General features: G+C 37.2%; 11 protein-coding genes. 1 reads left to right on the forward strand and 10 read right to left on the reverse strand.

All coding sequences use genetic code 11. The features are described from left to right. Nucleotides 1–27: 27 nt before the first annotated feature. Nucleotides 28–1,356, reverse strand: coding sequence for a hydroxymethylglutaryl-CoA synthase family protein (locus AB8P06_RS08265; protein WP_369840381.1), 1,329 nt, complete (start codon nt 1,354–1,356; stop codon nt 28–30). An 86-nt stretch (nt 1,357–1,442) separates the two neighbouring features. Between AB8P06_RS08265 and AB8P06_RS08270 the strand changes: the two genes are divergently transcribed. Continuing rightward, on the forward strand, nt 1,443–2,174 hold the full coding sequence (locus AB8P06_RS08270; protein WP_369840383.1) for a class I SAM-dependent methyltransferase: 732 nt from the start codon (nt 1,443–1,445) through the stop codon (nt 2,172–2,174). A gap of 55 nt (nt 2,175–2,229) precedes the next feature. Here the strand turns inward: AB8P06_RS08270 and AB8P06_RS08275 are convergent, their stop codons facing one another. The 9 genes from AB8P06_RS08275 to AB8P06_RS08315 form a co-directional block, all read right to left on the reverse strand. After that, nucleotides 2,230–4,740 (reverse strand): M1 family metallopeptidase, encoded by a 2,511-nt coding sequence (locus tag AB8P06_RS08275; RefSeq protein ID WP_369840385.1) that lies wholly within the window; start codon nt 4,738–4,740, stop codon nt 2,230–2,232. Beyond that, on the reverse strand, nt 4,740–4,970 hold the full coding sequence (locus tag AB8P06_RS08280) for a hypothetical protein (RefSeq protein ID WP_369840386.1): 231 nt from the start codon (nt 4,968–4,970) through the stop codon (nt 4,740–4,742). Before AB8P06_RS08280 ends, AB8P06_RS08275 begins: the two co-directional genes overlap by 1 nt. A 4-nt stretch (nt 4,971–4,974) precedes the next feature. Beyond that, entirely contained in the window at nt 4,975–6,294 is a 1,320-nt protein-coding gene (locus tag AB8P06_RS08285; protein WP_369840388.1) for a serine hydrolase domain-containing protein, read from the reverse strand. A gap of 74 nt (nt 6,295–6,368) precedes the next feature. Next, nucleotides 6,369–7,163 carry a thymidylate synthase gene (locus tag AB8P06_RS08290; protein WP_369840390.1) on the reverse strand — a complete coding sequence of 265 codons (795 nt, stop codon included), beginning with the start codon at nt 7,161–7,163 and terminating at the stop codon, nt 6,369–6,371. 99 nt (nt 7,164–7,262) lie between these two features. After that, nucleotides 7,263–10,028 carry a M4 family metallopeptidase gene (locus tag AB8P06_RS08295; RefSeq protein WP_369840392.1) on the reverse strand — a complete coding sequence of 922 codons (2,766 nt, stop codon included), beginning with the start codon at nt 10,026–10,028 and terminating at the stop codon, nt 7,263–7,265. A gap of 322 nt (nt 10,029–10,350) precedes the next feature. Beyond that, complete coding sequence (locus AB8P06_RS08300) at nt 10,351–10,791, reverse strand: hypothetical protein (RefSeq protein WP_369840394.1); 441 nt, start codon at nt 10,789–10,791, stop codon at nt 10,351–10,353. A gap of 138 nt (nt 10,792–10,929) precedes the next feature. Beyond that, nucleotides 10,930–12,276 carry an alpha-amylase family glycosyl hydrolase gene (locus tag AB8P06_RS08305; RefSeq protein WP_369840395.1) on the reverse strand — a complete coding sequence of 449 codons (1,347 nt, stop codon included), beginning with the start codon at nt 12,274–12,276 and terminating at the stop codon, nt 10,930–10,932. A gap of 219 nt (nt 12,277–12,495) precedes the next feature. Beyond that, on the reverse strand, nt 12,496–13,092 hold the full coding sequence (locus tag AB8P06_RS08310; RefSeq protein ID WP_369840397.1) for an IS1096 element passenger TnpR family protein: 597 nt from the start codon (nt 13,090–13,092) through the stop codon (nt 12,496–12,498). A 132-nt stretch (nt 13,093–13,224) separates the two neighbouring features. Continuing rightward, nucleotides 13,225–14,256 carry a sensor histidine kinase gene (locus tag AB8P06_RS08315; RefSeq protein ID WP_369840399.1) on the reverse strand — a complete coding sequence of 344 codons (1,032 nt, stop codon included), beginning with the start codon at nt 14,254–14,256 and terminating at the stop codon, nt 13,225–13,227. Nucleotides 14,257–14,297 lie beyond the last annotated feature (41 nt).

Raw genomic sequence — 14,297 nt, forward strand, 5'->3', positions numbered from 1 at the left:
ACTTCAGATCTGAAATGCTTTTGTATATCAATTTTGACAGTCATAATACCGCGCTCCCTTCAGCACAGGATTTTTCAGCTCTACGGACTTTAATCCGAAACCTTTGTAATTGGGATTAACGGATTGGGTCAGCTGTTTTCTGTGCAGCTTTTCGTACGTTTCAAAATCAATGGCAGTCCTGTTATTTAAATTTTCAAAGACATTCCATTTTGATACTACAGATTTCCAGTTTTCAGAAATTCTTCCGGCAAATACTTTTGATTTTGAGCCGCTTCCATATCCTAAAAATCCGATTTCAGAACCTGCCAAGTCCTCATTTTCAGTGTAGGAAACCTGTAATGCGGAAAGAAGTGCCATAAAGATGGAGGCCGTGTACATATTTCCGATTTCAGAAGACGCCCGCTGGGATTTTTCTATTTTTTCGCTGATAAACTGAAGATAATCTTCTGATTTTGCAACTGCTTTTTGTTCTTCAGGAGTTCCGTAAGCGAGTCCGTTTTCCAGGCTGTAAAGTTCTGTAAACACTCTTTTCCCATGAAACGCATAAGGAAGATGGAAAATAAGGTATTTCCAGTCTTTATACGGCTGATTTCTGCCCGTGATTTCTTTATAATGATTATAAGCTTCCCTGATTCTATCCTGATAACACTGGTTGGAATATTGGCCGTCAAAAACAGGTTCATCTGTAAAAACTTCTATTTTATCCGGAAATGTTTCAGGAGCATTTACCAAATCTTCTTTTTGATAATGACGTCTCGGCTTGAAAAAGTCGAAAACACTTTCGGTAGCGACTCCCCACTGGTTTTCAATTTCAAGGAGATTCGGATTTCCAGAAACCAATAAAGCGACAGCACCGCCACCCTGCGTATATTCTCCGGACGAAGCCAATTCGTATTTTGCGTAATCGCTGGCAATGACAACCGCTTTTTTATCTGGATTCGACCTTACAAAATCCAATGAATTATGAAGTGCATCTACGGCTCCGATACAGGCAAATGTCATATCTACGACATCACAGTTTTTGAAACACCGTTCTCCGAATTCTTTTTCCAGAGCTTTTTCCACCATCAGCATGACATAAGAAGCTGTTGGCTTTGCTGCATCCAGTGCGCTTTCCGTTCCCAGATAAATTCTGGATATGTCTTTCGGATTAATCGTATAATCATTTATTAATTTTAATAAGGCTTCTGCTGCAAAGGTAGCTGCATCTTCATGAACATCCGGGAAGCCCATTTTATGCAGGCCTAATCCTTTTTCCAGTTTTGCAGGTTCTATTCCTCTTTTTTCAGCTAAATCTTTTATTTCAAGATACAATGAAGGCACGTAATAACTAGCCGCTTCTATTCCAAAACTCATACGTTAAAAATTATAAAACACGAATTTAAAAATTATTAGCCACAACACCGCATATTTCGATTAGTATTATTAAATTGCAGTCACTGATGTATTCTGCTGCAAAAAATATTATTCGAAAAATCCTACCGCAAAAATTTCTTTTTGAAAACGAGATGCTTTTCAGGAAAAGTTTATATCCTTTTTACAGGGGAAATAATTGTGAGTGTAATATCTGCCATTCCCGGCTCAAACATTTTATAAGATTAGACAACGGAAATCTGCTTTGCCCTGTTTGCGGGAGCTTACCAAGATCAAGAAGGCTTTATAAAATCCTGAATGAAAATTATCTGAAAGCCGGTCTTTCAATATTGGACTTTTCACCTTCAAGAGCCATTTTCCGGGCATTGAAAAAAAGAAGGGATATTCAATATTTCCCAACGGATTACGAAGATGAGTTCTTAGCAGATTATCATTTCGACATCACAAAAATAGATTCTGAACCGGATAGGTTTAATCTTATTCTGTGCTATCACATTCTTGAGCATATTGAAAATGACACTGCTGCAATGAATGAATTATACAGGGTTCTGAAAAAAGAGGGAACTGCTTTGATTCAGACTCCTTTTAAGACCGGGGATATTTATGAAAACTTTGAAATCAAATCTACTGAAGAACGTTTAAAACATTTCGGACAGGAAGACCATGTACGGATTTATTCCGTGGAAGGATTGGCTGACCGATTACAGAAAGCAGGATTTCAAACAGAAATTAAAGTCTTTGAAAAGGATGACTATCAGGGTTTTTCACCTCTGGAAACAATTATCATCTGTAAAAAATAAATAAAAAGCGCACTTTAAAAAGTGCGCTTTTCTTATGGAGTATTTACTGTACTCATTATTTATAATCTTCAATAGCTTTGTTCAGGGCATCGATCTGTTTATTGATGCTTGCTGCGCTTTGAGGGTTTTGTTTCAGCAATTCCATTTTTTTGCTTAAGCCGTCCTTCAACATTTGGGAGATCATCATTTTCGCCTGTGGATTTTGTCCAACCTGGCTTTTGGCCTGGCCTAAAATTTTGGTGATACTTTCCGTAGCTTTCAGGTTATCGGAGGTCATGATCCAGTTAAAACCGTCTTCTGCTGCTTTCCCTAATTCAGGGTTCTGGAATTTTACGAACGGGTAAAATGCCGCATACGAGGCAATATTAGCCATCTGGGAAGTTATTTTATTTTTAACAACAATAGGTAACAATTGTGCCACTAAATCTTCTGAAGCATCTTCCAGGTTAATTTTGTCAGCCATTGCAGTCGCTTTTGACGGATCAATCGTAACAATAGCGCCTAAAGAGTTTCCTCTTACTGAGTTGGAAACGGCATTGATTCCTTTTTCAAAAAGCGGGATGTATTTTTTATCTTTTGTTTTTGCGAGGGCAGCAATGGCAGAAGCCTGAACCAATGTTTTAGGATCGTTGGACGCCAGCTTTTCAACATCAGCACCTAGTGCTTTTAACTGTTCAGGGTTTGACAGATCCATCAGATCCAATGCTTTCATTCTTACTCTGAAATACGGATCTTTCAGAGCTGCAAAAAGTAATTTTGTTGCTGCAGGGCTTTTTCCTACCTGATCTTTTATGCTTTTCAATGCGTTGTATCTGCTCTTAAGCTCTTTAGAACCCGTATACTGCATCAGATATTGCTCCGGTGTTTTCGTATCGGTGATATCCGCCAATAAGATCCCGTCTGCATTGATATTTACCAGATCCGGAGTTTTTGAAACATCGAAATTAAATGTATTTTTTGCTTCTGCATTTACCCATACGTTATATCTTTTCGGTTTTCCGTTGTCATATACATCGATTGCCAATGGGAATTCGAACGGCTGATCCTGAGACTGATTGATGATTACGGTAACCTGTTTTTTAACCGGCTCAAAGGTGTAAGAATAATTCAGCTTCGGGTTTCCGCTTCCGAAATACCACTGATTAAAGAACCAGTTTAAATCTTTACCAGAAACTTTCTCAAAGGATAATCTTAGCTGGTGAGCTTCAGCGTTTTTGTATTCATTGGTTTTTAGATAATCATTCATTCCTGCGAAGAATGCATCATCACCTAAATAATTTCTCAGCATGTGAAGGATTCCGCCTCCTTTCTGATAGGTTACCAGATCGAAAACATCTTCACGGGAATCATAATTGAATCTTACCAGGTTTTTCTTGAAATCTGAAGGATTATGAATGTACATATTCACATCGCTCATCTGATGGTAATCTGCCTGGTCTTTTCCGTATTTATATTCATTCCATAGGTATTCGGAATAATTGGCGAAAGATTCATTTACGGTCAGGTTACTCCAGCTTTCTGCCGTTACCAGGTCTCCAAACCAATGGTGGAATAATTCGTGGGCAATGGTATCTTCCCATTTATTTTCATCAATCAGCTGGCCCGGTTTCTGTAAAATATCGCTTCCGTGAAGGGTTGCTGTTGTATTTTCCATCGCTCCACTCACGTAATCTCTTCCGGAAATCTGTGCATATTTTGCCCAAGGATAATCGTAGTTCATTTTTTTGGAGAAAAACTCGATCATTTCGGGTGTATTTCCGTAGATCTGTTTTGCATAAGGCTCATATTCTTTTTCAATATAATAGTCTACCGCAATATTTTTCCATTTATCTTTCACGATGGCATAATCTCCTACTCCCATAAAAAACAGATAGGTAGAATGAGGTTTATCCATCACCCAGTGATCAGTTCTCAGGCCGTTTGATTCTTTCTGGGAATCTTTTAAAAGTCCGTTGGAAAGGGTAACATATTTATCAGGAACCGTCATATAGATTTCCTGGGTCGTTTTCTGATTCGGTTTATCAATTGTCGGGAACCATGCTGAAGAAGATTCGGTTTCGCCTTGTGTCCAGATCTGGGTAGGCTTATCTGCTTCTGTTCCCTGCGCATTGATGAAATACAATCCTTTGGCATCACTGATTGCCATGCTGCCTTCCTGTTTTACTTCATTCGGACGGGCAGTATATTTGATGTAAACGGTATAATCCTGATTTTTCTGATAGGTTTTATCAAGACTGATTTTTAAAACATCGTCTTTGTATTCATATTTTAATGGTGTTTTTTTACCATTCTGATCTAAAGCCACTTCATGAATCAGCATGCTTTTTGCCTCAAGGGTCAATTCGCCGGTAGGATAAAAGTAAGGTGAAGCTGTTAACCATTCTTCTCCGTTCATCTGTTCTTTCTGATAATCGAAGTTAACCTTAAGCTTGGTGTGTTTCAGTTCTGTTACTTTGGTATGCGTTGCTCTGTATATTTTTTCCCTGCCTGAAGTTTCGGTTTGTGCCGATACATTGACAGAAAATAAAATTCCAAGTAGGGTAACAGATAAAATGGCTTTTTTCATTATTTTTTAGAATTATCTTTTATTAATAGGTCGAAAATATCATTGACTACGGTTTCGTAATCTCCTTTTTTAAGCTGTTCTTTTGTTTTCGCAAAAGCTTTTTTAAGCTCACTTTCCGGGTTTTCTTCATCAATGATGTCTACTGAATCTACGCCTTTCAATTGAAGTATGGCGTTTTTCAATACTTCAAGATCTGCTTTTTCTTCGGTATTTATTTTTAAATATTTCATTGTATTATTCTTTTGTGAATGTGGTTTTAGTTCCTCCCTGTGAAATGACGAATTCTTTTTTCGCAGCATTAAAATCAATGGTAATTCCTGCTGCATCAAATTTAAAACTTGTTTTTGAGGTGGCCTCCAAAGGAAATGCGCTTTGCCCTGTAGCCTGGGCCATCAATGTTTTGTCCTTGATAAAGATATTAATTTTTAAAGGAACTCCCTGCGCAGAATAAGTTCCTTCATAAGGCTTTAAATCTGCTTCGGAAAGGGTAAGAACATTAAAATCCGGAAGGTCAAAATCTTTTCCATAAGCAGCACTTAAAGCTACGATAGCAATGTTATTATTGTTATAACTGGTCTGGTTGGAAATCATGGCAAAAGTTTTTTCACCATCGGGAAAATAATATAAAGTGGAATTGAAATGATCGATACCTCCGTTGTGGCCAAAACCCTTCTTGCCATAAAAAGGAACTTCACTCAGTGCAAAACCGTAATGGTCTTTAAACTGCTTCATTTTCTCAAAGCTTTCTTTGGATCCAAGTTTCCCTGACGTTAAGCCATTCATAAAAGAAATAAGATCCGAAGGAGTGGAAACCATGCATCCGGCGCCACTCGGAACAGACATATCTGTTTCAGTACTTTTTACATATGCATCATTTTCGTATGTATATGAGTGGGCATTATTTTTCGAAACATCAATCTTCCCGCCGACTTTTGTATTCTTTAAATTCAAAGGCTGGGTAATGTACTTTTCTATCAGTTCAGAATAGGATTTTTTAAAAACTTTTTCTAAAATATAGGTAAGTAAAGTATAATTGGAATTGCTGTAACTGAATTTTGTTCCGGGTTCAAAATCGGAACCTGCCTTTTGAATAATATCAACCAATTTCTGCTCTGAAACAGGTTGTGTATAATAAGTCATATACGATTCATCGTCAGTATAATTGTGAATTCCGCTTCTGTGATTCAGGAGGTTTTCAATCGTAATTTTATCTGCATTTTTTATTTGAGGAAAAAAACTGCTCAGTTTGGTTTCTAACGTCAATTTTTTATCCTCCACCGCTTTCATGATTAAAACGGCTGTAAAAGTTTTGGTTATAGAACCGATTCTGTAAATGGTATTGATATCTGCCTTCTTTTTACTTTCAACATCAGAAAACCCAATCGCATTCGTGTAAATGATCTTTCCTTTGTCGGCAATGGCAAAGCTTCCCATTATTTTATGGTTATCATCTAGGGTTTTGAAGTAGTTATCTAATTTCTGCTTATCAATATTCTGAGCAAAATTCAGATTAAAAACTCCAATGGCAACACTAAAAAGTATTTTTTTAAACATACTGATGAATTTCATTAATAAGTAATGAAACAAAAGAATTTGTTACATCAGATATCCTTTAATTTCAGTAAAATTTAAACAGCAACAGGGGCTTTAATTCCAGGATGCGGATCGTAGTTTTCTAAGGTAAAATCTTCAAAATTGAAGCTGAAAATATCTTTAATATCAGGATTCAGTTTCATTACCGGAAGTGCTTTCGGCTCTCTTGCCAGCTGCTTATTCACCTGCTCGAAATGATTGTTGTAAATGTGTACATCTCCGAAGCTGTGAACATAATCCCCTACTTCAAGGCCACAAACCTGCGCCACCATCATCAGCAGTAATGCATAGCTCGCAATATTGAACGGAACCCCAAGGAAAACATCGGCACTTCTCTGATACAGCTGTAAAGACAATTTTCCGTCTGCTACATAAAACTGGAATAATGCATGACATGGAGCCAGAGCCATATTCGGGATTTCAGCAACATTCCATGCTGAAACAATCAGTCTTCTCGAATCCGGATTTTTCTTAATCTGGTCAATGACCTCTGAAATCTGGTCTACCACTTTATGATCTGCCCCGGTCCAGCTTCTCCACTGGGCTCCGTAAACAGGGCCTAAATCTCCGTTTTCATCTGCCCATTCATCCCAGATGCTTACTCCGTTATCATTAAGATATTTGATATTGGTATCTCCTTTAAGAAACCAAAGCAATTCATAAATAATAGATTTTAAATGCACTTTTTTCGTCGTTACCAAAGGAAAGCCTTTTGAAAGGTCATATCTCAGCTGATACCCGAAAACACTTCTGGTTCCGGTACCTGTTCTGTCGGTTTTATCTGTTCCGTTGTCTAAAATATGCTGTAAAAGGTCTAGGTAATTTTGCATTTTGAGAATTTAAATAAATTATAACAGACTTCAAAGTTAATAAAAAAACAGCTGTGAAATTCTCTTCACAGCTGTTTTATTTCATCAAAAAATTATGGATTATTTTTTAATAATTTTCTGAGTACTTTTCTCTTTCCCGTTATCCAATGACAGAACATATACTCCAGGAAGCAGTGATCCTACATTGACTGACTGGGATTTTGTTTCTCCGGAAAGAACCACTTTTCCAAGACTATCAACAAGCTGATATCTGAATTCCAAACCTGAACGGGATTTGATATTGATCACATCATTCACCGGGTTCGGATAAACGCTGATGGTATTGTTATCTGCTAAAATGTCGGAAGTCAGCGATGAAATAGCGCCTGAAGCAGCTATTCTTAAGGTATAATCTTCCACCTGCCCGTAATTGAATGTTCCGCATGCTGATGTAGGCAATGAGCTGTATTTCATGATTACTCTCATTCTTGTATCTCCTGTTGCGGCAGTCGTTGGAATGGTTATATTTCCAGATACAGGAGAGGTTGTGCTTGCTGCTTTTGACCATGCCAATTCTCCGGCATCTGTAAAGTCTCCATCACCGTTAAAGTCAATATACACAGCATAAGCTTCACTATATTTTACAGATGACCAGTACGGCGTTATAGTAATAGCATAAGAACTTCCTTTTGTTACATTTCCGACAACAGAAGTGAAATCCTCATATCCTGAAGTACCTGTGGATGCTTTATTGATATTTGCGAATACCACATTACTGATACGCTCGTCTGCTGTAGAATTTCCGGAAGAAGTACAGTAAGTTGCTGTAGAAGCCGGTGACGTAGTTATACTTACACTGTTACTTGCCAATGAAATATTTCCTGCTGCATCTTTCGCTTTTACCGTGAAACTGTATGACGTAGAAGGTGAAAGCCCTGTTACTGAATACGTTGTTGCAGAGGTAGAACCTAGAAGGCTTGTTCCTTTATAGACATCATATCCTGTTACACCTACATTATCCGTAGATCCGCTCCAAGATAATGCTGTAGAGTTTTGCGTTGTAGAAGATGCTGCCAACTGAGGTGCTGTAGGAGCCTGAGTATCGGTTACAGGAGTTCCGCCGCTATAAGCTGTTCCTAATCCTACTGCATAAAAAGCATTTTGAGTCGCTTTATGTTCTGCAGAATCAGTCCCAAAAAGGTCTTTTGCAGCCTGGATCCCGTAAGTCATTGCATTGGTATAATTGGAGTTGGCCGTAAGGTAAGAAGTCTCCAGTCTGTATGCGATTTTTGCCGCTTTTTCAAACCCTATTCCGGTAACGTTAAAGCTGTTTCCGATATCATTTGTTCCGGTACCGCCCATTACCAGGAGATAAAACCAATAGTTTATAACTCCGCTATTGGTATGAACGCCACAATAATCATTCTGCGTCTGGCTTGGAACTGCACATCCGGTAGTTGACGCATCTTTCCAGTAAGTTCCTTTATAGGTATCCGGCTGTTTAGACAGTCCTGAATTCGGATTACTGAGAGATCTTAAATAATTGGGTGATACTTTGGTGATCTCTTCACCAATCAAGAAATTTTGCTTTTCAGGGGCATATGCATTCTCAACCACTGCTCCCCAGATATCGGAAAAGCCTTCATTCAAAGCTCCGGATTCTCTTTGATATGCGAGCTGAGCCGTTGTCTGACATACTGCATGTCCCAATTCGTGAGCTGTAACATCAAATGCTCCAAGGGGTTTAAAAGTTGTTGCCCCATCGCCATACACCATTGCATTTCCGGTCCAGGCCGCATTTTCCCAGGAGTTTCCTACATGTACATAGTTATTAAGTACTGCTCCCTGATTATCATAGCTGTTTCTATTGAATGTATTTTTAAAATAATCATATGTTTTTTCCACTCCCCACTGTACATCCAGCGCTACATCGTTACCTGTTGAAGAATGCTCTGCTGTTGTCCAGTTATTATCGGTATCCGTAATATCTGTTTTTACAAGATTGGTATAATTTCCGTTATTATTGGTATAGGTATTTACTCCTCCACCTCTGGTATTGTCTCTTAAAACATATTTCCCGTTCAAAAGAGTGGTTTCAATAGATTTTGTTCCACTGTATCTTGTCTGAGCACTTCCGGCAACAAAAACAGACAGTAAATCTGATTTCGGTTTATTTTCCGCACCGACAGGAGTAATATTATTTGCCAGCTTTCCGTGGGCATTTTCACCTGCATGTTTCATAATCGGGTCATCAAACAGGATGTCACCGGAATTGGCATCTACATAAATGTGAGACCTTACAAAAGGTTCCGCTGAAAAAATATCAAATTTATAGGATAATAAGAGTCGGTAGTTCCCATCCGAAGCCTGAACAGGAATCAGCACAAGCTCTCCTTTCGGCTGATAACCAATATCTTTCCCATGTTCTGTATTCGTCATTAAAACTTTTGCACCTATGTACTTTACCGCTTTATTAAGTGCCACAGATTCTGAGAGATCTGCATGGGTATTTACATCTCCGGTATTGTAGATTTCGCCACTCATACTTACGAGATTGCCTTTTATATAATGCAATATGTAATTGGCAAATTCAACCTTAATTCCCTGATGGTAAAGCTGATACTTTTCATCGGAAAAATCACTGAACAATTTTGCAGATTCAGTTTTAACCATCTTAGACCCGGCAGGAAGATTTAAAATTTCTGAAAAGAATTTTCCATTGTCAGACAATGCCAGATCCCTGGCTGCCGTTCCCGAATTAAAAAGAATAAGTGATGATCTGCCATCTTCACTGTTTATTCTTTGTTGTACATACCGCTGAGCCTGTACGCTTACTCCGCTTACCAAAAGTGGAATAAAAAACGCAAAAATCAATTTGTTTTTCATAAAAATTATATTTGGTGTGTTATTAAATCACTTCAAATATAAAAATAATAAAAACACAAAATCAAAAAATATTTAATTTTATTGCGAAAAAATCACAATTAAACAACAAATGTTATCAATTTAATAAATAATTAAAAATAAACACTTAATAATTTTATATTAATAAAACAAAGTAATTATCATAAATTATTTCACAAAAATATTTAATTATAACTGAATTTTAAACAGCGAAACAATAGAATATGAATAAAAAAAAGCTAAAATCACTTTATTATTTTCGATTTCATCAAACATCCATATATTCATTGAAATTTAAAAATAATCACCAAATTTTTTCAATAGTCTGACTGGTATTGTTAAGAGAAAATGTCTGACCTTCTTTCATCCTCGTCATTATTTTTGCCAGTGGAGCTTCTTCGGATACTGTCATTATTTTTTGATTATCAACTATGATTATCCCTAAAGAAACTGAAATATAAAAAAGCCCTTTATCTGTTTTCACCAAAGCCCCGTTCTGGACTTTCACTGATGGTTCTGAAGTTATTTTTTGTGTAATCGCCTGTTGATTCAGCACTTCATTAAGTTGTCGCTGAAGATTGTTGATTTCCTGCTGAAGCATTTCGCGACCTGTTTCGTATTTATCCCCCATGGAGCTTTTAGTATCATTGTTGGAAGCCCGGGTTTCTGCAATCAGATTTTCAAAGGTTTCGATTTTTTCTGCGATTTTCGTTTTTACAGTGTTTAATATATTTTGTTTATTCATTTTAAAGTTTGGCTAAAGCCTTTATTTTTGAATTAAAAAGCGGGCTAAAGCCCGCTTTTATCGATCTGTTTAAGTTTATAACCTTTTGTTTAATAATTAAGACTACATTTTCAACCAGAATTTAATTGGTCTTCCCATTCATTTTTCAAATACAGCGTAATCCGAAACTTTAAAATTGAAATCTTTTCCGGTATTAAAATCTCTTTTGGTTCCGTCAAATATATTTTTAAATATTCCGGATAAATGATCATCCTGGATGCTGAAATCCACAGCCTCTTTTGACATATTCAAAACAATCAGCACTTCATCCTTTCCATTCTTGCGTACGTAGGCTAAGATTTTATCGTTGGCGGTAGTATTTAAAAGATAGGTGGTAACATTAGAATCCCCTCCTTTTAAAGCAGGGTTTGAAGATTTCAAACTGAATAAGGTTTTATAAAAATCAGCCATTTGATAGGTATTAGTCCATTTAATAGCATCTTTTTCAAAGAACTCCAATCTCTTCATATTGGGCAGTTCCTGACCTGAGTATAATAACGGAACCCCATTCCACGTTGCAGAAAATACAGCCATAGGTTTTGTGATTACTCCGTATTTTTCATATTCCGTTCCGTTCCATGAATTTTCATCGTGATTCGTTGTAAACCATGCCCTCATAGAAGCATCGCCAATATTGGAATACCTGATCAACAGGTCTTTTAAATCCTGTAAGGGAAGATTTTTTTTATAATAATCCTCAGATTTATGCATCCAGGTCCATGAATAGCTTGCATCGAAGATTTTCCCGTATTCAGGGGTTTCCAATTCATCAAATTCGCCCAACCAGAAAAGAGGTTTTATCGTTTCAACTTCGGGACGCGCCTGTTCCCAGAAATCCACTTCCACCCAGGAAGCCAGATCACATCTGAAGCCATCAATGCCGGTTTCTTTCACCCAGAATTTCATGGCATCAATCATTGCTTTTCTCATTTCCCGGTTTTTGTAATCCAATTCGATGATATCGTCCATTCCGGAAGCGATATGAAATTTCCCGTCCGGATCTTTCAGATAAAATTCAGGATGGGTTTTTGTCCAGATATGATCCCAGCCTGTATGGTTGGCCACCCAGTCGATAATCACCCTGAAACCCAACCGGTGAGCTTCATTTACCATGTGTTTAAAATCATCCATCGTCCCGAACTCCGGATTAATGGAGGTGTAATCTGCCGCCGCATAAGGGCTTCCGAGACTTCCTTTTTTATTTTGTTGGGCAATAGGAGTAATCGGCATAAACCAGAGTGTTTTCACTCCCATTGATTTCAGTCGGGGCATTTCTTTTTCAAATGCTTTGAAGGTTCCTTCCTGAGTATATTGTCTGATATTGACTTCGTAAATATTTGTAGTATGCTTCCAGTCTTTCGGCAAATCCATAGTTTTATTCATATTTTGAGTAGTACAGGAAACAATTCCCAGACCAATTACAGCTAATAATATTAATTTTCTCATTGATCTCTTTTTAACAAAAATAGGAATTGTTTTTAATAACAGAAGGGTGAAAGGGTGAAATTGCTAAACTGTTGAATTGTAAAATTGTGAATGGTGAATGGTGAATTTTGCTTTGCAGGTCAATTAAATCAGTAGCTTTTATGATTTCATCCTGAAATCTTCCTCTACAAAAAGGCCCCGGACTTTTATCCGGGGCTGTACTTATTTTATGTTGAAATTTTATCTTTCTTCGTTATCGTCATCTTCATCATCGAAAACATCATCATTGTAGTCTTCTTCTTCCTCGTCATCGAAGCTGTCATCTTCATCTTCAAAGCTGCTGCTTCCTCCAAAATCATCATCAAAACTGAAATCATCATCCATTAAAGGCATTGCAGATTTCTTTTTTGACCCTCCTGAACTTCCGCTTTTGCTTGGTGCTTTCAAGGGAACATTTCCAAATCTGTAGACTGTAATAGGATAATTAACCCCTTTTGTTTCTTCAATTACTTCAATAAGCTCACAGAAGAATTCCCAAAGGTCTAAAAGACCATACTGGAACTGAGCCTTATCTCCTGCTTTTTCAAATGCCTCATCGATATACACATCCGACATAATCTCGCCATCGCCATCGTCACTCATATCTTCTAACGGAACACTTTTTACTATTGTTCCATCTTCTTCAAGTAAATTAAAAGTTGAAAGCTCATCTCCCTGCAAGCTGAACGCACTTTTAATTCCTAAATGTAAGTTCCATAGCGTCTGTTTTCCTTTAATTTCGATATCACGGAAAATATCTTCTTTCGCATCTAATATTACGCGGATTTTGTAAACCATATCAGTTTTTAAATTACTTTTTGCCTTAGTTATTATGATAAATCTCTATTGCAAATATATAATAAATGAGATGTGACAAAAAAATATTTCAGGATTTTTTAAAATATTTTTTTTTCTTAAATTTTGCCGAAATCATTTGCTTTTTTCCAGCATAAAACTGAATTTCGTTCCTTCAAGATAGACACTCTCTACCGTAATATTTTCATTATGAGCTTCAAGAATATGCTTTACAATCGCCAATCCTAAGCCGGAACCTCCTTCTCTACGGCTTCTGCTGGTTTCCACACGATAGAATCTTTCGAAAATCCTCGGTAAGATTTCCTGTTTTATTCCCATCCCGTTATCTATGACTTCTATCAGGACTTTATTTTTCAGAACACTTGTTTTTACCACCACTTTTGCTTCCTGTCTGTTGGCATAGTGAATCGCATTAGAAACAAGATTGATGAAAACCTGTGAAATTTTCTGTTTATCAGCATCTACAAAAATCTGAGGATGCAAAGTCTGAATCTGCAGCGTTGTATTATGCTTCACCGCCTCAAGATCAAGCAGGTCGAAAATTTCTTTTATTAAAAGGTTAACATCAAATTTAGAGACGGTAAGATTGATTTCCCCGGCTTCCAGCCTGTTAATCATATCCAAGTCTGTAACAATGGCAATCAGCCTTTCCACGGAAATATCTATCCTTTCCAGATATTTATCCCGGATGGTCATATTTTCAACACCACCTTCACGTAAGGTTTCCACATATCCCTGAATTGAAAACAATGGAGTTTTAAGCTCATGGGAAACATTTCCGATATATTCTTTACGGTAGCTTTCCATCTCTTTCATCATGTCGATCTCGGTAACCTTCTGCTGGTTAAGATCTGAAAACCTTTCACCCAGTTCCTTGATCGTGATATTTTCATCATTATCATGAACTATTTCCTGTGGCAATAGCTGGGAAAGCCCACGAACCTGCTTTTTACCGTAATAGTTGAAGAGAAGTTCGAGAACTACATAATTAACAATGAAAATAAAGATGATGCATAAAAAGAATCCGATTTTAAAAAAAGGAGTCTTATAATAGATATCCTTCAGTGAATCAAAAATGATTACTAGCAGAAACATCACCAATGTCAGAAGACATGATGCGACAAGGGTAAGCCTGTAAAATTTCAATTTTACAATTTTTTATGGGTTATAAAGTAAAGGTAGGTATT

Source organism: Chryseobacterium tongliaonense, from assembly GCF_041224435.1.
Taxonomy (GTDB): Bacteria; Bacteroidota; Bacteroidia; order Flavobacteriales; family Weeksellaceae; genus Chryseobacterium; species Chryseobacterium tongliaoense.